This is a genomic window from Chimaeribacter californicus, assembly GCF_002858675.1.
GTDB classification, from domain to species: Bacteria; Pseudomonadota; Gammaproteobacteria; order Enterobacterales; family Enterobacteriaceae; genus Chimaeribacter; species Chimaeribacter californicus.
Window position 1 is genome coordinate 35,381 of record NZ_PJZF01000019.1, and the last position, 20,598, is coordinate 55,978.

A 20,598-nucleotide genomic window follows, 5' to 3' on the forward strand; every position below is an offset into this window, starting at 1 on the left:
CCGGGGCGACGCTTTATTTCACAGCGGGAATTAAAACTCCATCAATTCCGCTTCTTTCTCTGTCAGAGAGACATCGATTTTCTTAATGAAAACATCGGTCATTTTCTGGATATCATCCTGAGAACGACGTTCTTCGTCTTCACTGATCTCTTTGTCTTTCAGCAGAGCTTTCACTTTTTCATTTGCATCACGGCGCACGTTACGTACAGAGACGCGGCCCTGTTCAGCTTCGTTACGCACGACTTTGATCAGATCTTTACGACGCTCTTCCGTCAGTGCCGGCAGCGGCACACGGATTACCGCACCCGCAGAAGACGGGTTCAGGCCGAGGTCAGAGGACATGATGGCTTTTTCAACGGCCGGGCCGAGGCTGCGGTCAAATACGGTGATCGCCAGGGTGCGTGAATCTTCAGCCACGACGTTAGCCAGCTGACGCAGCGGCGTCGCGGAACCGTAGTATTCCACCTGAATGCCATCCAGAATGCTTGGAGAAGCACGGCCGGTACGGATTTTACTGATGTGGGTTTTGAAAACTTCCACGCATTTTTCCATACGCGTTTCAGCATCTTTTCTGATTTCGTTAATCACGTTGCGAACCCTTGAAAACTGGTTACTTGGCAGACTCTACATGAAGTATAGTCGGTAAATATTCAAACCAGCAGCGAGACTGGCTAAAGATAACAGGGGAGCACCGGCGGCATGCCGCTCCCGCGTGCGCCCATGATATCAAAATTAATGGTACGCCGTTATTTACAGATCAGCGTGCCTTCTTTTTCACCCATCACGACACGGCGCAGGGCACCCGGTTTGTTCATGTTGAACACGCGGATCGGCAGGTTATGGTCACGCGCCAGGGTAAAGGCGGCGAGGTCCATCACTTTCAGTTCACGTTCCAGCACATCGGCATAAGAGAGCTGTTCGTACAGCGTCGCATCCGGGGTTTTCACCGGGTCAGCCGAGTAAACGCCATCCACTTTCGTCGCTTTCAAGACCACGTCAGCTTCGATTTCGATACCGCGCAGACAGGCCGCAGAGTCAGTGGTAAAGAACGGGTTGCCGGTACCGGCAGAGAAGATGACCACACGGTTATTGCGCAGCAGGCTGATAGCTTCGGCCCAGCTGTAATTATCGCAAACGCCGTTCAACGGAATCGCGGACATCAGGCGGGCATTCACATAGGCACGGTGCAGCGCATCACGCATCGCCAGGCCGTTCATCACGGTGGCCAGCATTCCCATGTGATCGCCCACTACGCGGTTCATGCCGGCCTGAGCCAGGCCCGCACCGCGGAACAAGTTACCCCCGCCAATGACCACACCGACCTGGATGCCCAGCTCGACCAATTCCTTTACTTCCTGTGCCATACGATCCAAAACGCTAGCGTCGATACCAAAACCTTCTGCGCCTTGCAGGGCTTCGCCACTCAGCTTTAGCAGGATACGCTGATATACGGGTTTTGCATTGGTTGCCATGGTGTTCTGTCCTAAGAAGCAGTGAGAGTAGTGGGGTTTTTTGTGTATCACATCACAACTTTGTTGCAAGCGCTACAAGGCAGGATGTCATTGGGATTAATCTGGCTGGATAAAACGGAACCGCCTGATGGCGGCCCCGTAACGTCATTAAGACTGCTTGCTCATGGCTGCAACTTCAGCAGCGAAGTCAGTTTCGACTTTCTCGATGCCTTCGCCCACTTCAAAGCGGATGAAGTTGATCACGTCAGCGTTGTGCTCTTTCAGCAGTTGACCAACGGTTTTGTTCGGGTCCATGACGAAGTTCTGGCCGGTCAGAGAGATCTCACCGGTGAATTTACGCATACGGCCTTCAACCATTTTCTCAGCGATTTCGCGCGGCTTACCGGACTGCATCGCGATGTCCAGCTGGATCTGGTGCTCACGGGCAACCACGTCCGCCGGGACGTCTTCGGATTTCACGTATTCCGGCTTGCTTGCAGCAATGTGCATGGCTACGTGCTTCACCAGCTCTTCGTCAGCGCCGGTTGCAGCAACCATTACGCCGATACGCGCGCCGTGCAGGTAGGTACCCAGCACGTCACCTTCCAGTACAGCCAGGCGACGGATATTGATGTTTTCACCAATTTTAGCCACCAGCGCAGTACGCTGCTCTTCGAACTTCGCTTTCAGAACTTCAACGTCGCTGATTTTTTCGTCCAGCGCGGCGGCGATAACGTCATCACCGAAGGCTTTGAAGCCGGCGTCTTTAGCCACGAAGTCAGTTTCGCAGTTCAGTTCAACGATCACGCCGTATTTACCGTCTGCAGACACTTTGGTCAGAATCACGCCTTCAGCAGCCACACGGCCTGCTTTCTTAGCAGCTTTCGCCTGACCGGATTTACGCATGTTGTCGATAGCCAACTCGATGTCGCCGTTAGCTTCAACCAGTGCTTTCTTACATTCCATCATGCCTGCGCCGGTACGTTCACGCAGTTCTTTTACCAGGGAAGCGGTAATATCAGCCATTCTATTTTCCTCGGTTATCTCGTGGGGGAGCGAGAGGCTCTCACAGAGACGGTTCTCGCATTTAAGATAAGCAAAGGGGGCCTATAAAAGGCCCCCTAACCAACCATATTCAATACCTGGTTAATAAGGGCTCAGTGGTGAGCTTGCCTTATTATTCAGCTTCTACGAAGCTGTCTTCTGCCTGAACAGCCAGATCTTGCGAACGGCCTTCACGAACAGCGGCAGCAACAGCGCTCAGGTACAGGTTTACTGCACGGATTGCGTCGTCGTTACCTGGGATGATGAAGTCAACGCCATCCGGATCGGAGTTGGTATCAACGATGGAGAATACCGGGATACCCAGGTTGTTCGCTTCTTTGATCGCGATGTGTTCGTGGTCAGCGTCGATAACAAACAGTGCGTCCGGCAGGCCGCCCATGTCTTTGATGCCGCCCAGGCTGTTTTCCAGCTTGTCCAGCTCACGGGTACGCATCAGCGCTTCTTTCTTGGTCAGCTTGTCGAAAGTACCGTCTTGAGACTGGATTTCCAGATCTTTCAGGCGCTTGATGGACTGACGAACCGTTTTCCAGTTGGTCAGCATGCCGCCCAACCAGCGATGGTTCACGAAGAACTGGTCGCAGTTGTTCGCTGCTTCTTTTACCGCTTCGCTTGCAGCGCGTTTGGTACCAACGAACAGGATCTTACCTTTACGGGAAGAGATCTTGGTCAACTCAGCCAGGGCTTCGTTGAACATCGGTACAGTCTGCTCCAGGTTGATGATGTGAACTTTGTTACGTGCGCCGAAGATGAATGGCTTCATTTTCGGGTTCCAGTAACGGGTCTGGTGACCGAAGTGTACACCGGCCTTGAGCATGTCGCGCATGGAAACAGTTGCCATGATAAAACCTCTATAGTAGATGTTGGGGTTATGCCTCCACGTATCCCATAACGCCGACCTATCAGAGCAAGCTCCTCAGGGCACCCCGGCGTATGTGCCGATACGTGTGTGTTATACACATATGAGTTTAGTTGGCCGATACCGTCTGGTCATTATTCACGACGCAGATGCGGTTCGCCGGCGCGCTTTATACCATAAACCCGCACCTGACTCCACTACTTGTTACACCGCAGGGCGCGGGGAAATCAGCGTTTGGCAGCCCATTGCCGGGCTGATACCATATTACCATGCACCCTATTTGCTGACCGGTTGGCCAGCCCATTGAACATCTGCGGAATATTTCATGGCAATTTCGATTAAAACTCCTGAAGACATTGAAAAAATGCGCGTCGCCGGCCGCCTGGCCGCGGAAGTACTGGAAATCATTGAACCTTACGTCAAACCCGGCGTGACCACCGGCGAGCTTGACCGCATCTGTCACGACCACATCACCAATAAACAGCAGGCTATTTCCGCCTGCCTGAACTACCACGGTTTCCCGAAATCGGTGTGTATTTCAATCAATGAAGTGGTCTGCCACGGCATCCCAAGCGACGACAAAGTGCTGAAAGACGGCGACATCGTGAATATTGACGTCACGGTGATTAAAGACGGCTTCCACGGCGACACCTCAAAAATGTTTATCGCCGGTAAACCCACCATTCTGGGCGAGCGCCTGTGTCGCATTACCCAGGAGAGCCTCTACCTGGCGATTAAGATGGTGCGCCCCGGTATTCGCCTGCGTAGCCTGGGCAAAGCGATCCAGGCCTTTGTGGAGGCAGAGAAGTTCTCTGTGGTGCGCGAATATTGCGGCCACGGCATCGGTGAAGGGTTCCATGAAGAGCCGCAGGTGCTGCATTATGATGCCGATGACGGCGGCGTGGTGCTGCAGCCGGGCATGGCCTTTACCATTGAGCCGATGGTCAACGCCGGTGATTACCGCATCCGCACCATGAAAGATGGCTGGACGGTAAAAACCAAAGATCGCAGCTTGTCCGCACAGTATGAGCATACTATTGTGGTGACAGAGAACGGCTGCGAAATAATGACCCTGCGCAAGGATGACACCCTGCCTGCGGTGATTACGCACGAACAGTAAAAAAACAAGCCGGCGGTTGCCGGCTTTTTAATGGGCTGCGCTTATGTCTGAGAATTTTCCCGATCACGAAATCCCTGTTATCCCGCCGCGCTCCGTGCCTGAGCAGCCCCCCTCCCCTACCGGCCTGACCGATGAGCAGATCACCTGCCTGAACCTGAAGCAACGTCTTGAGGCGTTCCAGCTCTGGCTGGCGGAGGCCTTCAATGCCGGTGAAAGTGCCGAAACCCTGGTGGAAGCCCGCAGCCTCTATATTGATCGCCTGTTACGCCGGCTCTGGACGTTCTATGGGTTTGACGACGTCCCCGAAACGGCGCTGGTGGCCGTGGGCGGCTATGGCCGGGGCGAGCTGCATCCGCTGTCTGATATTGATGTGCTGGTGCTGAGCCAGAAACGCCTCAGTGATGAACAGGCCCAGCGCGGCGGGGAGCTGATTACCCTGCTGTGGGATCTGAAGCTGGAGGTCGGGCACAGTATGCGCACACTGGAAGAGTGCCTGCTGGAAGGGCTGGCCGATCTCACCGTGGCCACTAACCTGATCGAGTCCCGGATGATTTGCGGAGATGTCGCGCTGTTTCTGTCGATGCAGAAACACATCTTCAGCGAGGGCTTCTGGCCGTCGCCGGACTTTTTCCGCGCCAAAATCGAGGAGCAGCAAGAGCGCCACCTGCGCTACCACGGCACCAGTTACAATCTGGAGCCGGACATCAAAAGCAGCCCCGGCGGCCTGCGGGACATCCACACCCTGTTGTGGGTAGCGCGCCGCCATTTCGGTGCCACCTCCCTGGATGAGATGGTGGGCTTCGGCTTCCTCACTGAGGCAGAGCGCAGTGAACTGAACGCCTGCCAGAGCTTCCTGTGGCGCATCCGCTTTGCGCTGCATCTGGTGCTGACCCGCTATGACAACCGCCTGCTGTTTGACCGCCAACTGAGCGTGGCCCAGCTATTGCAGTACCAGGGCGAAGGCAATGAGCCGGTTGAGCGCATGATGAAAGATTTCTACCGCGCCACCCGCCGCGTGGGTGAACTGAACCACATGCTGCTGCAACTGTTTGATGAGGCGATCCTGGCGCTGGACGCCACAGAGAAGCCGCGGCCGCTGGATGATGAGTTCCAGTTACGCGGCAACCTGATTGACCTGCGTGACGAAGCCTTGTTTGCGCGCAAGCCCGAAGCGATTGTGCGCATGTTCTACCTAATGGTGAAGACCCGCGACATCGACGGCATCTACTCCACCACCCTGCGCCAGCTGCGCCATGTTCTGCGTGATTTGCCTACCCCGCTTTGCGAGATCCCGGAGGCGCGCGAGCTGTTTATGGCGATTCTGCGCCATCCCGGCGCGGTGTCACGCGCGCTGGTGCCGATGCACCGCCACAGCGTGCTGTTGGCCTATATGCCGCAGTGGAGCAATATCGTCGGGCAGATGCAGTTTGACCTGTTCCACGCCTACACGGTGGATGAACACACCATCCGGGTGTTGCAGAAGCTGGAGAGTTTTGCCGACGAAGCCACCCGCCCGCGCCACCCGCTCTGCGTGGAAATTCACCCGCGCCTGCCGCACCCGGAGCTGCTGCTGGTGGCGGCGCTGTTCCACGACATCGCCAAAGGGCGCGGCGGTGACCACTCGATCCTCGGCGCGCAGGATGTGATGGCCTTCGCGGAGCTGCATGGGCTGAACTCCCGTGAGAGCCAGCTGGTGGCCTGGCTGGTACGCTGCCACCTGTTAATGTCCGTTACTGCCCAGCGGCGTGACATCCAGGACCCGACGGTTATCCAGCAGTTTACTGCCGAAGTGCAGAGCGAAACCCGGCTGCGCTATCTGGTGAGCCTGACCGTGGCGGATATCTGCGCCACGAATGAAACCCTGTGGAACAGCTGGAAGCAGAGCCTGTTGCGCGAGCTCTATTTCGCCACGGAGAAACAGCTGCGCCGCGGGATGCAGAACAGCCCCGACCTGCGCGAGCGGGTACGCCACCACCGCTTGCAGGCGCTGGCCCTGCTGCGCATGGACAACATCGACGAGGAGGCGCTGCACCACATCTGGAGCCGCTGCCGCGCCGACTATTTCCTGCGCCACTCGCCGAACCAGCTGGCGTGGCATGCCCGCCACTTGCTGGAGCATGACTCCACCCTGCCGCTGGTGCTGGTCAGCCGGCAGGCCACGCGCGGCGGCACGGAAATCTTCATCTGGGCACCCGACCGCCCTTATCTGTTTGCTGCCGTGGCCGGTGAGCTGGATCGCCGTAACCTGAGCATCCACGATGCCCAGATCTTCACCAACCGTGACGGCATGGCGATGGACACCTTTATCGTGCTGGAACCGGACGGCAGCCCGCTGGCTGCTGACCGCCACGAGGCGATCCGGCAGGCGCTGGTGCAGGCGATGACCCAGGAATATCAACCGCCGCGTGCGCGCCGCCCCTCACCGAAGCTGCGCCATTTCAGTGTGCCGACCAACGTCAATTTCCTGCCGACCCACACCGACCGGCGCAGTTATCTGGAGCTGGTGGCCCTTGACCAGCCCGGCCTGCTGGCGCGGGTCGGCGAAGTCTTCTCCGATCTCGGGCTGTCACTGCACGGCGCGCGGATCACCACCATCGGTGAACGGGTCGAGGATTTGTTTATTCTGGCCGACAGCGATCGCCGCTCCCTGAACCGGGAAACGCGGCGAAAACTGGAACAACGGTTGACAGAAGCCCTCAACCCAAACGATAAAGTGTCATAGAAATTTTTCCCTAAACGACAAATCAGGACAGATAACAGGATGCAGCAACTACAAACCGTTATTGAAAACGCCTTCGAGCGCCGCGCAGAGATCACCCCGGCGAACGTGGACACCGTAACGCGCGAAGCGATTAACCAGGTCATCGGTCTGCTGGACAGCGGCGCCCTGCGCGTCGCGGAAAAGATCGACGGGCAGTGGGTAACGCATCAATGGCTGAAAAAAGCCGTGCTGCTTTCCTTCCGCATCAACGACAACCAGGTGATTGACGGCGCGGAAACCCGTTATTACGACAAAGTACCGATGAAATTTGCCGGTTATGACGAAGCCCGCTTCCAGAAAGAAGGGTTCCGCGTAGTGCCGCCGGCCGCTGTGCGCCAGGGTGCCTACATCGCCCGGAATACCGTGCTGATGCCTTCTTACGTCAACATCGGGGCCTACGTGGATGAAGGCTCGATGGTTGACACCTGGGCCACCGTCGGCTCCTGTGCGCAGATTGGTAAAAACGTGCACCTCTCCGGCGGCGTCGGCATCGGCGGCGTACTGGAGCCGTTGCAGGCCAACCCGACCATCATCGAAGACAACTGCTTTATCGGCGCGCGTTCCGAAGTGGTAGAAGGGGTGATTGTTGAGGAAGGCTCCGTGATCTCCATGGGCGTCTACCTGGGCCAGAGCACCAAGATTTATGACCGTGAGACCGGCGAAGTACATTACGGCCGCGTACCGGCCGGTTCTGTGGTGGTATCCGGCAACCTGCCGTCCAAAGACGGCAGCTACAGCCTCTACTGTGCGGTGATCGTGAAGAAAGTGGACGCGAAAACCCGCGGGAAAGTGGGCATCAACGAGCTGTTGCGCTCCATTGACTAATCCAGAACTGATAGCGGGTCATTGACCCGCTATTTTTTTGCCCGCCGAACGGCACGCATTGGCCGCAATCACATCTTATGCCGCCGGTTTGCGCCATACTTCCCGCTGGATAATAACCAGAAAGGTGCTGCTATGTATGACAACCTGAAAAGCTTAGGGATCCCGAATCCGGATGATGTTGACCGTTACAGCCTCCGCCAGGAAGCCAATAACGATATCCTCAAAATTTACTTCAGAAAGGATAAGGGGGAATTTTTCGCGAAGAGCGTGAAATTCAAATACCCGCGCCAGCGTAAAACCGTGGTGGCGGACAATGCCGGTCAGGGGTTCAAGGAGATCCATGAGATCAACCCGAACCTGCGCTATGTGATCGACGAGCTGGATCAGATTTGCCAGCGTGATCAGGTTGAGGTGGATTTGAAACGCAAAATTCTGGATGACCTGCGTCACCTGGAGTCGGTGGTGGCCAACAAAATCGCCGAGATTGAATCCGATCTGGAAAAGCTGACCCGCAACGGCCGTTGACCGTGCCGCTCAGTGGAAAAAAAGCACAGCCTGCGCTGTGCTTTTTTTATGCCTGCCGGTCAGTTCAGCAAGGTGCTCCACTGCTGCACCCAGGGGCCGCTGACCACTTCCGGCTCCGGCTGCTCGATCGCATCAATCTCCAGCCGCTCCCCAATCCGGGTGGCACCCTGCTCCTGCAGCAACGCATCAAATGCACGCCCGCCGCCGCAGAAATGGTCATAGCTGCTATCACCGAGTGCGATCACGCCGTAGCGCAACTCCGGCTGATAGCCGACATGCTCACGGATCGCCTCAAACAGCGGCGCGATGGAATCCGGCAGGTTACCCTGCCCGGTGGTGGAGGTGATCACCAGCGCATAGTGCGACCGGTAATATTGCCATGCCTCCAGCGTGCCCTCTTCAAACAGTTTCACCTGATGTCCCTGTTTGGTGAGAATGGCTTCCGCCTCTTCTGCAACCATCAACGCATTGCCATACACGGTGCCGACAAAAATGCCTACCTGAGCCATGCCGTTCCTCCCTTTTGGGTGAATGAATCAGCCGTTATCCTGACCCGGCTGCGCCGGAAACTCAACCCTTTCCAGTGCCGGCACGCGGCCCTGCCAGCCAAAAGCGGTAGTAAGCTGCTGCCAGCGGCTGTCCCAGCGGGCAGTCAGTGCCAGCGGTTCGCCGGTCACCGGGTGCATCAGCGACATATGGCTGGCATGCAGCATCAGGCCGGGGCAGTCAAAGTGGGCGGCAATGCCCCGGTTCTGGCGCAGGTCGCCATGGGTGGTGTCGCCAATGATGGGGTGGCGCAAATGCGACATGTGGCGACGCAGCTGATGTTTGCGGCCGGTTTCCGGCGTCAGCTCCACCAGGCTGAAACGGGAGGTCGGGTAGCGCCCGATGGCCAGCGGCACCTCAGCCTGCGCCAGCGCACGGTAGTGGCTGATGGCCGGCTGGGGGGCTTTGTCCGGGTTGCTGAACTTGTCGGCAATCTTGTCCAGTTCTTCGGTCAGCGCGTAATCTACCGTGCCGTCTTCCAGCAGATAGCCGCGCACCACGGCATGGTAGGTTTTTTGCACTTCCCGCTGCTCAAACTGCTGGGAGAGCAGGCGCGCCACCTCACTGGAGAGCGCCATCAGCAGAATGCCGGAAGTCGGGCGATCAAGGCGGTGAACGGTAAACACATGCTGGCCGATCTGGTCGCGCAGGGTCTGCATGACAAACACGGTTTCATGGCGATCAAGCCAGCTGCGGTGCACCAGCCAGCCGGCCGGTTTGTTGACGGCAACCAGATGCGCATCCTGATAAAGTATTTCCAGCATCTCAGGCTTCTTGGTTCAGCAGATCGTCGAGCCGTTGTAATGCCGCCAGCAACCCGTGCGGCACGCTCTCCTGCCCGGTAAAGGCCATCTCAAAATAGGGGGTCAGCGCGAAGCGGGTGGGCAGCATGGCCTGTTGTTCCAGCAACGCCTGCATACGCGGCAGGAACACCCATTGCAGCCACTGCTCGGCGCGCATGGTATCCACGCTGAACGGCTCGGTGCTGTCAAACGCTGCCGGCTCCGGCGGCACCGCCTGCCATAATCCGGCGGTTTTCATCGTCTGCTCAATCTCCAGCAGGCGCAGTTGAACCTGGTTTTCTGTACTCATGGTTTCTCTCAGCTTTTACACGTATTCAGCTTGCACAATCATCATCCGGTCGCCGGGAATCCGGCCGGGCCGGGAGAGCATACCATCAATTACCGGCCCCTCAAGGGCACAAAAAAATGGGGGTACTGTAAAAACAGTACCCCCGGTTCGTTTTGCAGCGCTCCCGCTACCTGTGTGCTCCCTGCTCAATCCTTGAAAACTTTTCCAACGGTTATCCTAACCTGCTGTCCTTTTCTGACGTCCCTCTTTCATCCTGACGTGTCATCCTGCACCCTGCCGGTGCGCACTCCTTTAGTCTTCCTGACCCACCTGTCTGCTCCGTGGACAAGCTCTCATTCTCCATCCTGGAGGTGTCCCTTGCTTCTTCCTGAAGCATCCTGAGCATCATCCTGATACTCTCCTGCATTCGTCCTGAATGCTCTCCTGCTGAAGCGGGTATCATCCTGATTATCCTGCTTCACCGCGTTCCCTCGTGGTGCACATACAATCGCTTATTTGCCTTAATGCCGCAAGGCACTGTAAGCAGAACCCGTAACAGGAACCTGCAACCCCACCCGTGCCATATCAATCAACTTAATGAATAATAAGTATTTTTATTTATAGCGCAGATAATAACACATGAAATTAAAAGCGATGTCTCACAGCCCGTGTGAGAGATCTCTTACACGCCTGCGGGGCAGAAGCGTAAGCCTCTCTTTAACCGGCCACCGGCTGCAACTGCTCCAGGAAGGCCGGCAAGGTGGGTGCCAGCACGGTACGGCGTGGTGTGCCGAACTCTTCCAGCACCACATTGCCGGTCAGATTGCAGAGTGACACCATCAGCATTTCGGAATCCGTGGTGCCGATAAAGAGCGTGGGAGAAAGCCTCAGCCGTTTTTGCGTCACCAGATGGCCGATCAGATTCTCCTGCAACCGGATGAAATCCTCCGCGCTCCAGACCTGCAGCAAGGTCAGCGCCTGGTCATCAAACGTCGCGGTCATATCCCCGGCATATTGGCTGGTATAGAAAGCGTGGATTTCGTCGCGCAACTGAATCTCCAGCGCCCGCTCAACATTCGCCAGTGTGCCCGGCTGGCTTAACGGTTGAGCCTGCCAGTACACGGCCTCATCGCTGCTGCGCAACACACAGGGGGAAGGCACGTCCAACAGCGCCTCGCTGGCGGGGGCAAAGCCGGTCTCTGCCTGCCAGCGGGCTTCGTAACGCTGGGTGAAGGCGGACAGCGCTTCAATAGTATCTCTCATATTTTCTCTCATCTCTTGGGCGGGGTACGGTAAACTGGGCGGCTATTGTACCTCTCCCGACGTAAGGTGACAGCATGTCCTCCTATCAGGAGCATCAGGCTCTGCAAAAACTGACCCTGGGGAAACCCACCGCCTATCAGGATCACTACGACGCCACATTGCTGCAGGCGGTGCCGCGCAGCATGAACCGTGAACCCCTGGGGCTCTACCCGGATAACCTGCCGTTCCACGGCGCGGATATCTGGACGCTGTACGAACTCTCCTGGCTGAATGCCAAAGGCCTGCCGCAGGTCGCGGTGGGTGATGTCCGGCTCAATGCCGCCAGCCTCAACCTGGTGGAGTCAAAAAGTTTCAAACTCTACCTCAACAGCTTTAATCAGACCCGCTTTGCAAGCTGGGACGAGGTGCAGGCGACGCTGCAACGCGATCTTACTGCATGTGCGCAAGGCGACGTGCAGGTGACGCTGTTCCGCCTGAACGAGGTGGAAGGCGAGCCGATCAGCCGATTTGAAGGCGAATGCATTGACGATCAGGAGATTGAGATCGACAACTACCAGTTCAGCACCGACGTGCTGGCACAGGCCACGTGTGGCGAGCCGGTGGAGGAGACGCTGGTCAGCCACCTGCTGAAATCCAACTGCCTGATCACCCACCAGCCGGACTGGGGCTCAGTACAGATCCACTATCGCGGTAACCGTATCGACCGCGAAGCGCTGCTGCGTTATCTGGTCTCTTTCCGCCATCACAACGAGTTCCACGAACAGTGCGTTGAGCGTATCTTCAACGATCTGATGCGCTTTTTCTGCCCGGAAAAACTGGCCGTTTATGCCCGATATACCCGTCGTGGTGGTTTAGACATCAATCCCTGGCGTGCCAATTTCGATTTTGCCCCGGCCGCCGGCCGCCTGGTACGGCAATAATTGCGAGACGTCGCTCAACAAACAACCGAACACTAAACCGGTATTGGTAAAAAGGCGGGGGCCTCGTTAAGGTTAAGGAAACAACAACGGCATCACACAGGATGTAAGGAGCAATTTTGATTACTCATATCAGCCCGCTTGGCTCTATGGATCTGTTGTCACAACTGGAAGTCGATATGCTGAAACGGACCGCCAGCAGCGACTTATACCGTCTTTTCCGTAACTGTTCCCTGGCTGTGCTGAACAGCGGCAGCCAGACCGATAACAGCAAGCAATTGCTGGATCGTTACCAAAACTTTGATATCAACGTGCTGCGCCGTGAGCGCGGCGTGAAACTCGAGCTGGTAAACCCGCCGGAAGAGGCGTTTGTTGATGGGAAGATTATCCGTTCCCTGCAGGCCAACCTGTTTGCGGTACTGCGCGACATTCTGTTTGTGAATGCGCAAATGACCAGCGCCGGGCGCCTCCAGCATCTTGATCTGGAAAACCCGGCGCACCTCACTAACCTGGTGTTCTCTATCCTGCGCAATGCGCGCACGCTCCACCTGGATGAAGACCCGAATCTGGTGGTGTGCTGGGGCGGCCATTCGATCAACGAAACCGAATATCTCTACGCCCGCCGCGTCGGCAGTGAACTGGGCCTGCGTGAGCTGAATATCTGTACCGGCTGCGGGCCGGGGGCGATGGAAGCGCCGATGAAAGGCGCGGCCGTGGGTCACGCGCAACAGCGTTACAAAGGTGGGCGTTTCATCGGCATGACCGAGCCGTCGATCATCGCTGCCGAGCCGCCAAACCCGCTGGTGAATGAGCTGATTATCATGCCGGACATTGAAAAGCGTCTGGAAGCCTTTGTGCGCATCGCCCACGGCATCATCATCTTCCCCGGTGGCGTAGGGACGGCAGAGGAGCTGCTCTACCTGCTGGGGATCCTGATGAACCCGGAAAACCAGGATCAGGTGTTACCGCTGATCCTCACCGGGCCGAAAGAGAGTGCCGACTACTTCCGCGTGCTGGATGAATTCATCTTTAACACGCTGGGGGAAGAGGCGCGCCGCCACTACACCATCATCATTGATGACCCGGCCGAAGTGGCCCGCCAGATGAAAAAAGCGATGCCGCTGGTGAAAGAGAACCGCCGCACCACCGGTGATGCCTACAGTTTCAACTGGTCGATCCGCATTGAGCCGGATCTGCAACTGCCGTTCCTGCCGACGCATGAAAACATGGCCGGTCTGAACCTCTACCCGGACCAACCGGCGCAGGAACTGGCGGCGGCGCTGCGCCGGGCCTTCTCCGGCATCGTGACCGGTAACGTCAAAGAGTTTGGTATTCAGGCGATTGAAAACTTCGGCCCTTATAAACTGCATGGCGATCCGCAACTGATGAAGCAGATGGACAGCCTGTTGCAAGGGTTTGTGGCCCAGCACCGCATGAAACTGCCCGGCACGGCTTACATTCCCTGTTATGAGATCTGTGCCTGATCCCGTTCCCTGACGCCGCCCCCGCGGCGTCTTTTTTCCTTGTCCGCCGGGCTTCCGGCGGAGTTTTACACCAGGTCTGCCCGCCATGATCCATCTGTTAATTATTGATGCCCTTAACCTTATCCGGCGTATCCATGCGGTACAGGGCTCCCCCTGTCAGGATGCCTGCCGCCATGCCCTGAGCCAGATTTGCCAGCATGCGCACCCCACCCACGCGGTGGCGGTGTTTGATGAGGATGACCGCGCTGACAGCTGGCGGCACCGCTGTTTGCCGGAGTACAAAGCCGGGCGTAACCCGATGCCGGACAACCTGCAACAGGAGTTGCCGCTGCTGCGCGCCGCCTTTGAGGCCGCCGGTGTGGCCTGCTGGCAGTCGCCCGGCCACGAAGCGGATGACATCGCCGCCACCCTGGCGGTAAAAGTGGGCGGGGCCGGGCATCAGGTAACGATTGTCTCCACCGACAAAGGCTATTGCCAGTTACTGGCACCGCAGGTGCAGATCCGGGACTACTTCCAGAAACGCTGGCTGGATCTGCCGTTTGTGATGCAGGAGTTTGGCGTCACCCCGCCGCAGTTGCCCGATTTCTGGGGGCTGGCCGGCATCAGCAGCAGCAAAATTCCCGGCGTCACCGGGATTGGGCCGAAAACCGCCGTGACCCTGCTGCAACAGGCAGGCACGCTGGAGGCGCTTTATGACAATCTGGAGGCGGTGCCGGAGAAATGGCGGGCGAAGCTGGCGCAGCACCGGGAGGCGGCGTTTGCCAGTAAACAGGTGGCGACCCTCTGCACCGATGTCCCGCTGCATGGGAATCTGCAACAGCTCAGGTTACCGGCATAACAAAAGAGAGCGGCACGCAATGCGTGCCGCCGGGGATTAACGCTCGTCGCGACGGCCGGGGATGGCCGACCACATCCGGCGCACATGCACCGTCACCTCTTCACGATCGTGATAGAGCTGTTTAGCGTGAATCTCTGAGTTGATGCCGTTCTCATCGAGTTGATCTTTGATCGCCTGCAGATTCTGGCTCACTTCTTCATAGCGCTTTTTCATCGGCAGCTTCAGGTTAAAGATCGCCTCACGGCACCAGCCTTTCACCAGCCAGTCAGTCATCAGCTGCGCTACTTTAGCCGGCTTCTCCACCATGTCGCACACCAGCCAGTAGATGTTGCTGCGCGGCGGCTCAAAACGGAAACCATCGGCTTTGTAGTGCGTGACCTGCCCGGTCTCCATCAGGCTCGGTGCCATCGGGCCGTTATCCACCGCGTGTACCATCATGCTGCGCTGCACCAGCTGATAGGTCCAGCCGCCGGGGCAGGCACCCAGATCCACTGCGTGCATGCCACTCGCCAGCCGTTCGTCCCATTCGTCTGCCGGAATAAAGACGTGGAACGCCTCTTCCAGTTTCAGCGTGGAACGGCTCGGCGCATCGGACGGGAACTTCAGGCGCGGGATGCCCATATAGAACGGGGAATTATTATTGCTGTAGGAGTAGCCGACATAGCAGCAGCCGGAGGCGATAAAGAAGACGTGCACCACCGGGCGGTGCGGGTTTTCACGCTGGGCCATCACATTCTGCTCACGCATCCCGGCGCGCAATGGCACCGTAAGTTTGCGGCAGAATTTGGTCAGCTCTTTGGCGTCGTTGGTGTCCGGCACTTCCACACGCAGTTCACCCGCCCCCTGCACCACCCCGACCAGCATCCCGACAATCGGTGATACGCGGTCATCCACCGGCAGATCTTTCAGCAACTCCCCGACCACCAGCATCTGGCGGGCGAAGATCAGTTCCCGGAACGGCAGCTCACGTGCCAGCTTATCCGCCTCGTCCGGCTGGTAGCACTCAAACAGCACATAGCCGCTGTTCTCTTTTACCCGGGCGAAACCGAAGATTTCACGGGCGGCCGCTTTCTCCGTAATTTCTGCCGCACACTCTTTTTCAAACCCGGGGCGACAATACAACGCTAACTTATTCATGGCGATCTGCCTTTCTCTTAAGACGCAACGCGCCAATCAACATCAAAACCCAGCCAGCCAGGAAGCAGAAGCCCCCCACCGGCGTAACAAACACCCACATATGCAGCTGTGACAGCGCCAGACAATAAAGGCTGCCGCTGAACAGCACCGTCCCCAGTGCCAGCAGCGCGCCGCTCCAGTAAAACCAAAGGCTGGCACGGCGCTGCATCGCCAGGGAGAGGCCCATAATGGCCAGGGTATGGAAACCCTGATAATTCAGGCCGGTCTGAATCCAGCCCATCTCTTTCACGCCCAGTGAGGCGCTCAGCACATGGGCACCAAATGCGCCCAGTGCCACAAAAACAAAGCCGCTGACGGCGGCAAAAATCAGCATGAAACGGCTGCTCATGGTATGACCCATCTTTCTATAAGAACGGCGTGTGTAAGTAGAACCCAAAAAGCCCGCGTAGCCTGTACCGGCCACGGCGCGCACTCAATGTTCGTAACGGAAACGGAATTTTTCCTGTTCGCTGGCCGCGCGGGCCAGGATCCATTGCCGGAAGGCGGCTATTTTACCGAGTTCTGCCTGACTGTCATGACATACCAGATAAAAAGCGTTTTTACTTACCAGCACGTCGTTAAACGGGCAGACCAGGCGGCCGGCCTCAATCTCCATCTGCGTCATCACATTATTGACCAGCGCCACCCCCTGGCCATGCACGGCGGCTTGCACCACCATCGCGCTGTGGCTGAAGATCGGCCCCTGCTGCACATTAATATGTTGCAGCCCCAACTGGCGGGTATAGGCCAGCCAGTCACGGCGTGAGGAGTCATGCAGCAGGGTATGGTAAGCCAGATCGGCCGGAGTTTTCAGCGGGTGGTCGCCGGTCGTCAGCAACAACGGTGAACAGGCCGGCAGCAGGTATTCCGCATAGAGGCGCTCTGCGCGCAGCCCCGGCCAGTTGCCGCGGCCATAAAAAATCGCCACATCCACGTCATCCGCCAGCTTATCCTCTTCGCGGTCAACCGCCTGGATACGCACATCAATGCCGGGATAGGCGGAGTTAAACCCGGAGAGGCGCGGCACCAGCCACTGGATGGCAAAGCTCGGCGGCAGGCTGACGGTGAGCGCGCCTTTGGCGCTGCGGGCCTGCAGTTTGCGGGTTGCGTCATTCAGCGCAGTAAAAATCTCTTTAATGTCAAGGTAGTAGCTTTGCCCCTCTTCCGTCAGCAACAGGGAGCGGTTGCGGCGGCGAAACAGTTTCAGGCCAAGAAAATCTTCCAGTGACTTGATTTGGTGGCTGACAGCAGCCTGAGTCACAAACAGTTCCTCAGCCGCTTTGGTAAAGCTCAGATGGCGGGCGGCCGCATCAAATACCCGCAGGGCATTGAGCGGTGGTAGTCGTTTTGACATGGTAAACAGCTTATGAGTTGACGTGTGATTACAACAAATAATTTTTAGTTACTTATTAGTTTTTTTTATCCGAGACATTATAAATTGTCCGTTGAGGATGCGCCAGCAAATACCTATAGTGGCGGCACTTCCCGGGCCGGAACGAAAAGTTGATGGGTATGAGGATACCGAGAGGCTTTTGGCTTGTGGTTGTGATGTTGTGTTTGCAAGTTGTCTGGCACTCCAGACGCAGTAGCGAAAGCTACTCTTTTTCACTTCCTGTACATTTACCCTGTCTGTCCATAGTGATTTTATGCAGCACCGCACTTTGCGGTGCTTTTTTTTGCGTGTGGCGGAGCAAGGCCCCGCCAGCAAAGGGAAAATTACTCCCCTTTAACCATCTCTTTCACGTCTGCGCGGTTGATCTGCTGCTCATTACCATACGCATCTTTGTAGCTGATCATCCCGGTATCGTCATCAACCTGCGGTTTGCCCTCAGATACGATGGTACGGCCATCATTGGTGTGCATCACATAGTTGCTGGAACAGGCAGCCAAAGTACAGGTTAACATCACGGCAGAAACCACTGCGGCTAACTTTTTCATCATGAACTCCTTGTAGAGAGATGTTTTCTCGAGCGTGTTAATGTTATCAGGCAAATTATTCAGCCCGTCATAAATCAGCATAACAAACTTCCGGGAGTTTGCCAGAAAAGTGCCCCCAGCCCCGGCCCGGCCTTGTGCCGCCGCGTTAAATCAGCGAGGATCGGCGACAGTAACCAGGAGAGCGCAACTTCATGACCCCCTTTGATGCGGCCGGCTTCCGCCGCCACTTCCCCGCGCTGGCCCATGCCGGCATCTATCTCGACAGCGCCGCCACCGCGCTGAAGCCACAGGCGATGATTGACGCCACCACCGCCTTTTACCAGCAGAGCGGCGTGACGGTACACCGCAGCCAGCACGCACAGGCGCAGGCGCTGACCCGGCAGTTTGAGTCAGCGCGTGAACAGGTGGCCGCCCTGATTAACGCCGCGCAGCCGCAGGAGATCGTCTGGACGCGCGGTGCCACGGAATCGCTGAATCTGGTGGCGCAGGGGTATTTCCGCCCGCGGCTTCAGCCCGGTGATGAGTTGCTGGTGAGCCAGGCGGAGCATCACGCCAACCTGCTGCCGTGGCTGATGCTGGCTGAGCAGACGGGTGCCGTGGTGGTGCCGTTGCCGCTGGATCAGCACCAGATCCCGGACATCGACGCATTAGCTGAGCTATTGCGTCCGCGCACACGGTTGCTTGCCCTGGGGCAGATGTCTAACGTCACCGGCGGCTGCCCGGATCTGGCGCGCGCCATCGCCCTGGCCCATGCCAATAATACGCTGGTGGTGGCAGACGGCGCGCAAGGGGCGGTGCATAACCCGCCGGACGTACAGGCACTGGGCGTGGATTTTTACGCCTTTTCCGCCCATAAACTCTATGGCCCGACCGGAATCGGCATGCTGTACGGCAAGATGGCGTTACTGGAAGAGATGGCGCCCTGGCAGGGCGGCGGCAAGATGATTAGCCAGGTCTCTTTCTCCGGCTATACCCCGCAGCCGGTGCCGCACCGCTTTGAGGCCGGCACGCCCAACATTGCCGGGGTGATTGGCTTATCCGCCACGCTGGGCTGGCTGGCACAGCAGGATTTGGCGGCCGCAGAAGTGTACAGCCGTGGGCTGGCGCGCCAGGCGGAGCAGCAACTGGCTGAGATCCCCGGCTTCCGCAGCTTCCGCCGTTCTGATGCCAGCCTGCTGGCATTCGATTTTACCGATGTCCACCACAGCGATATGATCACCCTGCTCGCCGAACAGGGCATTGCCATGCGTGCCGGCCAGCACTGCGCGCAGCCGCTGATGGCGCAACTGGGCGTCACAGGCACGCTGCGTGCCTCTTTTGCCCCCTATAACACCCCGCAGGATGTGGATGCGCTGGTCGCCGCTGTGCATCAGGCGCGCGCCTTGCTGCTGGACTAAGTTGACCGGAGTTAACCTTATGATGCTTGCCCCCCACCCGTTCGGCCACGACATCACCCTCGATGCCCTGACGGCGACCTTTACCGGCTTCAGCCAGTGGGAGGATCGTTACCGCCAGCTGATCCAGCTCGCGCGGCAACTGCCGCCGCTGGATGAGGCGCTGAAAACGCCGGAACATGAACTGTCCGGGTGTGAAAACCGTGTCTGGCTGGGATACCAGCGTAATGAAGACGGCACGCTGCACTTTTATGGCGACAGTGAAGGCCGCATTGTGAAGGGGTTGCTGGCGGTGATCCTGACCGCCACCGAAGGGAAAACGCCGGCGGCGTTACGCCGGCTGGATCTGCTGGCGCTGTTTGACACCCTCGGCCTGCGCCAGCAGCTCAGTGCCACCCGCGCCGGCGGTTTGCAGGCGCTGGCAGACGCGGTGGCCCGCATTGCCGCCGCCGAGGGCGGTTAACGCCGTTATGCCTGCGCTGCCAGGCGTTCCGCTTTCGCGACCATCTTCTTCAGCGCATGGGACACCGCCACAAAACCAAAGGTGGCGGTCACCATCGTTGCTGCGCCAAACCCGGCGGCGCAATCCATCCGTTTCGGCCCTTCAGCGGTGCTGCGGGAGGCGCAGACCGAGCCGTCCGGCTGTGGGTAAACCAGCGGTTCGCTGGAGAACACGCAGTCAATCCCCAGTTTTCCTTTGCTGTTCTTCACTACGTTAAAATCACTCTTCAGCCGCTCCCGCAGCTTGGCGGCCAGCGGGTCCTGGATGGTTTTCGCCAGATCGGTGACTTCAATCCGCGTGGGGTCGATCTGCCCGCCCGCCCCGCCGGTGGTCACCACCGGGATTTTGAACCGGCGGCAGTAAGCCAGCAGCGCGGCTTTCGGCCGGACGCTGTCGATGGCATCAATCACGTAGCTGAAGTTGTTGTCCAGCAGCGCGGCCACATTCTCCGGCGTGATGAAATCATCAATGCAGGTAACGCGGCACTCCGGATTGATCGCCAGGATGCGCTGGGCCATCACCTCAGTTTTTGCCTGGCCGACACTCTGTTTCAGCGCGTGGATCTGGCGGTTGGTATTGGTGACACACACATCATCCATGTCAATCAGCGTAATCGCGCCGATGCCGGTACGCGCCAGTGCCTCGGCCGCCCACGAGCCGACGCCGCCGATGCCGATCACGCAGACGTGCGCCGCGGCAAACACCGCCAGCGCCGATTGGCCATAAAGCCGGGCCGTGCCGCCGAAGCGTTGCAGATAAGCGTCAGAATAGGCCGCTGTTGTCACGTTCATTACCTCAACACTGTAACCGGGAGACCCGGCGAAAAATAAAAAAGCAGCCCGCAGGCCGCTTCGGTCACTGCCCGC

Annotated in this window: 22 protein-coding genes; 9 read left to right on the forward strand and 13 right to left on the reverse strand. The window is 57.9% G+C overall.

Annotated features, from left to right (window positions below):
- Positions 1 to 30 precede the first annotated feature (30 nt).
- The 4 genes from frr to rpsB form a co-directional block, all read right to left on the reverse strand.
- A complete protein-coding gene (gene frr / locus CYR55_RS18050) occupies positions 31 to 588 on the reverse strand; it encodes a ribosome recycling factor (protein WP_101817756.1) in 558 nt (185 codons plus the stop codon).
- A 158-nt stretch (positions 589 to 746) separates the two neighbouring features.
- Positions 747 to 1,472, reverse strand: coding sequence for a UMP kinase (gene pyrH / locus CYR55_RS18055; RefSeq protein ID WP_072932486.1), 726 nt, complete (start codon positions 1,470 to 1,472; stop codon positions 747 to 749).
- 147 nt (positions 1,473 to 1,619) lie between these two features.
- Positions 1,620 to 2,477, reverse strand: a complete 858-nt coding sequence (gene tsf, locus CYR55_RS18060; RefSeq protein WP_101817757.1) for a translation elongation factor Ts — start codon at positions 2,475 to 2,477, stop codon at positions 1,620 to 1,622.
- Between the two features lie 151 nt (positions 2,478 to 2,628).
- Positions 2,629 to 3,354, reverse strand: coding sequence for a 30S ribosomal protein S2 (gene rpsB, locus CYR55_RS18065; RefSeq protein ID WP_101817758.1), 726 nt, complete (start codon positions 3,352 to 3,354; stop codon positions 2,629 to 2,631).
- A gap of 343 nt (positions 3,355 to 3,697) precedes the next feature.
- On the opposite strand from rpsB, the gene map reads away from it, so the two are divergent.
- The 4 genes from map to CYR55_RS18085 all read left to right on the forward strand — a co-directional run bounded on the left by map (position 3,698) and on the right by CYR55_RS18085 (position 8,603).
- Positions 3,698 to 4,492, forward strand: a complete 795-nt coding sequence (map, locus tag CYR55_RS18070; protein WP_101817759.1) for a type I methionyl aminopeptidase — start codon at positions 3,698 to 3,700, stop codon at positions 4,490 to 4,492.
- 43 nt (positions 4,493 to 4,535) lie between these two features.
- Positions 4,536 to 7,214, forward strand: a complete 2,679-nt coding sequence (gene glnD / locus CYR55_RS18075) for a bifunctional uridylyltransferase/uridylyl-removing protein GlnD (protein WP_101817760.1) — start codon at positions 4,536 to 4,538, stop codon at positions 7,212 to 7,214.
- A 39-nt stretch (positions 7,215 to 7,253) separates the two neighbouring features.
- The gene (gene dapD, locus CYR55_RS18080; protein ID WP_101817761.1) at positions 7,254 to 8,078 is read left to right on the forward strand and encodes a 2,3,4,5-tetrahydropyridine-2,6-dicarboxylate N-succinyltransferase; all 825 of its coding nucleotides are present in this window, start codon (positions 7,254 to 7,256) and stop codon (positions 8,076 to 8,078) included.
- A 132-nt stretch (positions 8,079 to 8,210) separates the two neighbouring features.
- Entirely contained in the window at positions 8,211 to 8,603 is a 393-nt protein-coding gene (locus CYR55_RS18085) for a DUF3461 family protein (RefSeq protein WP_101817804.1), read from the forward strand.
- A gap of 59 nt (positions 8,604 to 8,662) precedes the next feature.
- Here the strand turns inward: CYR55_RS18085 and CYR55_RS18090 are convergent, their stop codons facing one another.
- The 4 genes from CYR55_RS18090 to syd form a co-directional block, all read right to left on the reverse strand.
- Positions 8,663 to 9,112: a flavodoxin gene (locus tag CYR55_RS18090; protein ID WP_101817762.1), complete on the reverse strand. Its 450-nt coding sequence runs from the start codon at positions 9,110 to 9,112 to the stop codon at positions 8,663 to 8,665.
- Positions 9,113 to 9,139: 27 nt separating this feature from the next.
- A complete protein-coding gene (gene truC / locus CYR55_RS18095) occupies positions 9,140 to 9,913 on the reverse strand; it encodes a tRNA pseudouridine(65) synthase TruC (protein ID WP_101817763.1) in 774 nt (257 codons plus the stop codon).
- A gap of 1 nt (position 9,914) precedes the next feature.
- Positions 9,915 to 10,241, reverse strand: a complete 327-nt coding sequence (locus CYR55_RS18100; protein ID WP_101817764.1) for a YqcC family protein — start codon at positions 10,239 to 10,241, stop codon at positions 9,915 to 9,917.
- A 696-nt stretch (positions 10,242 to 10,937) separates the two neighbouring features.
- Complete coding sequence (gene syd, locus CYR55_RS18110; protein WP_420912740.1) at positions 10,938 to 11,483, reverse strand: SecY-interacting protein; 546 nt, start codon at positions 11,481 to 11,483, stop codon at positions 10,938 to 10,940.
- Positions 11,484 to 11,557: 74 nt separating this feature from the next.
- Here syd and queF point away from each other — a divergent pair, with 74 nt between their 5' ends.
- The 3 genes from queF to xni all read left to right on the forward strand — a co-directional run bounded on the left by queF (position 11,558) and on the right by xni (position 14,722).
- Positions 11,558 to 12,403, forward strand: a complete 846-nt coding sequence (queF, locus tag CYR55_RS18115; RefSeq protein WP_101817767.1) for an NADPH-dependent 7-cyano-7-deazaguanine reductase QueF — start codon at positions 11,558 to 11,560, stop codon at positions 12,401 to 12,403.
- 116 nt (positions 12,404 to 12,519) lie between these two features.
- Positions 12,520 to 13,884, forward strand: a complete 1,365-nt coding sequence (gene ppnN, locus CYR55_RS18120; RefSeq protein WP_101817768.1) for a nucleotide 5'-monophosphate nucleosidase PpnN — start codon at positions 12,520 to 12,522, stop codon at positions 13,882 to 13,884.
- Between the two features lie 85 nt (positions 13,885 to 13,969).
- Entirely contained in the window at positions 13,970 to 14,722 is a 753-nt protein-coding gene (gene xni, locus CYR55_RS18125) for a flap endonuclease Xni (RefSeq protein ID WP_101817769.1), read from the forward strand.
- Positions 14,723 to 14,758: 36 nt separating this feature from the next.
- Here the strand turns inward: xni and rlmM are convergent, their stop codons facing one another.
- The 4 genes from rlmM to CYR55_RS18145 all read right to left on the reverse strand — a co-directional run bounded on the left by rlmM (position 14,759) and on the right by CYR55_RS18145 (position 17,836).
- Positions 14,759 to 15,859, reverse strand: a complete 1,101-nt coding sequence (gene rlmM / locus CYR55_RS18130) for a 23S rRNA (cytidine(2498)-2'-O)-methyltransferase RlmM (protein ID WP_101817770.1) — start codon at positions 15,857 to 15,859, stop codon at positions 14,759 to 14,761.
- Positions 15,852 to 16,247, reverse strand: coding sequence for a DUF423 domain-containing protein (locus tag CYR55_RS18135; protein ID WP_101817771.1), 396 nt, complete (start codon positions 16,245 to 16,247; stop codon positions 15,852 to 15,854). Before CYR55_RS18135 ends, rlmM begins: the two co-directional genes overlap by 8 nt.
- An 84-nt stretch (positions 16,248 to 16,331) precedes the next feature.
- Positions 16,332 to 17,252 carry a transcriptional regulator GcvA gene (locus CYR55_RS18140; RefSeq protein WP_101817772.1) on the reverse strand — a complete coding sequence of 307 codons (921 nt, stop codon included), beginning with the start codon at positions 17,250 to 17,252 and terminating at the stop codon, positions 16,332 to 16,334.
- A 362-nt stretch (positions 17,253 to 17,614) separates the two neighbouring features.
- The gene (locus CYR55_RS18145; protein ID WP_072932547.1) at positions 17,615 to 17,836 is read right to left on the reverse strand and encodes a YgdI/YgdR family lipoprotein; all 222 of its coding nucleotides are present in this window, start codon (positions 17,834 to 17,836) and stop codon (positions 17,615 to 17,617) included.
- 191 nt (positions 17,837 to 18,027) lie between these two features.
- Here CYR55_RS18145 and csdA point away from each other — a divergent pair, with 191 nt between their 5' ends.
- Both csdA and csdE read left to right on the forward strand, forming a co-directional pair.
- Positions 18,028 to 19,233, forward strand: a complete 1,206-nt coding sequence (gene csdA / locus CYR55_RS18150; protein WP_101817773.1) for a cysteine desulfurase CsdA — start codon at positions 18,028 to 18,030, stop codon at positions 19,231 to 19,233.
- Between the two features lie 22 nt (positions 19,234 to 19,255).
- Positions 19,256 to 19,693 (forward strand): cysteine desulfurase sulfur acceptor subunit CsdE, encoded by a 438-nt coding sequence (gene csdE, locus CYR55_RS18155; RefSeq protein ID WP_101817805.1) that lies wholly within the window; start codon positions 19,256 to 19,258, stop codon positions 19,691 to 19,693.
- A 5-nt stretch (positions 19,694 to 19,698) separates the two neighbouring features.
- Here csdE and tcdA read toward each other — a convergent pair whose 3' ends face one another.
- Entirely contained in the window at positions 19,699 to 20,523 is an 825-nt protein-coding gene (tcdA, locus tag CYR55_RS18160) for a tRNA cyclic N6-threonylcarbamoyladenosine(37) synthase TcdA (protein ID WP_101817774.1), read from the reverse strand.
- Positions 20,524 to 20,598: the final 75 nt, after the last annotated feature.

Coding starts and splice junctions, on each gene's coding strand:
- pyrH (WP_072932486.1), bottom strand. CDS start 1,472: ATGGCAACCAATGCAAAACCCGTATATCAGCGTATCCTGCTAAAGCTG.
- tsf (WP_101817757.1), bottom strand. CDS start 2,477: ATGGCTGATATTACCGCTTCCCTGGTAAAAGAACTGCGTGAACGTACC.
- rpsB (WP_101817758.1), bottom strand. CDS start 3,354: ATGGCAACTGTTTCCATGCGCGACATGCTCAAGGCCGGTGTACACTTC.
- map (WP_101817759.1), top strand. CDS start 3,698: ATGGCAATTTCGATTAAAACTCCTGAAGACATTGAAAAAATGCGCGTC.
- glnD (WP_101817760.1), top strand. CDS start 4,536: ATGTCTGAGAATTTTCCCGATCACGAAATCCCTGTTATCCCGCCGCGC.
- dapD (WP_101817761.1), top strand. CDS start 7,254: ATGCAGCAACTACAAACCGTTATTGAAAACGCCTTCGAGCGCCGCGCA.
- CYR55_RS18085 (WP_101817804.1), top strand. CDS start 8,211: ATGTATGACAACCTGAAAAGCTTAGGGATCCCGAATCCGGATGATGTT.
- CYR55_RS18090 (WP_101817762.1), bottom strand. CDS start 9,112: ATGGCTCAGGTAGGCATTTTTGTCGGCACCGTGTATGGCAATGCGTTG.
- truC (WP_101817763.1), bottom strand. CDS start 9,913: ATGCTGGAAATACTTTATCAGGATGCGCATCTGGTTGCCGTCAACAAA.
- CYR55_RS18100 (WP_101817764.1), bottom strand. CDS start 10,241: ATGAGTACAGAAAACCAGGTTCAACTGCGCCTGCTGGAGATTGAGCAG.
- syd (WP_420912740.1), bottom strand. CDS start 11,483: ATGAGAGATACTATTGAAGCGCTGTCCGCCTTCACCCAGCGTTACGAA.
- queF (WP_101817767.1), top strand. CDS start 11,558: ATGTCCTCCTATCAGGAGCATCAGGCTCTGCAAAAACTGACCCTGGGG.
- xni (WP_101817769.1), top strand. CDS start 13,970: ATGATCCATCTGTTAATTATTGATGCCCTTAACCTTATCCGGCGTATC.
- rlmM (WP_101817770.1), bottom strand. CDS start 15,859: ATGAATAAGTTAGCGTTGTATTGTCGCCCCGGGTTTGAAAAAGAGTGT.
- CYR55_RS18135 (WP_101817771.1), bottom strand. CDS start 16,247: ATGAGCAGCCGTTTCATGCTGATTTTTGCCGCCGTCAGCGGCTTTGTT.
- CYR55_RS18140 (WP_101817772.1), bottom strand. CDS start 17,252: ATGTCAAAACGACTACCACCGCTCAATGCCCTGCGGGTATTTGATGCG.
- CYR55_RS18145 (WP_072932547.1), bottom strand. CDS start 17,836: ATGAAAAAGTTAGCCGCAGTGGTTTCTGCCGTGATGTTAACCTGTACT.
- csdA (WP_101817773.1), top strand. CDS start 18,028: ATGACCCCCTTTGATGCGGCCGGCTTCCGCCGCCACTTCCCCGCGCTG.
- csdE (WP_101817805.1), top strand. CDS start 19,256: ATGCTTGCCCCCCACCCGTTCGGCCACGACATCACCCTCGATGCCCTG.
- tcdA (WP_101817774.1), bottom strand. CDS start 20,523: ATGAACGTGACAACAGCGGCCTATTCTGACGCTTATCTGCAACGCTTC.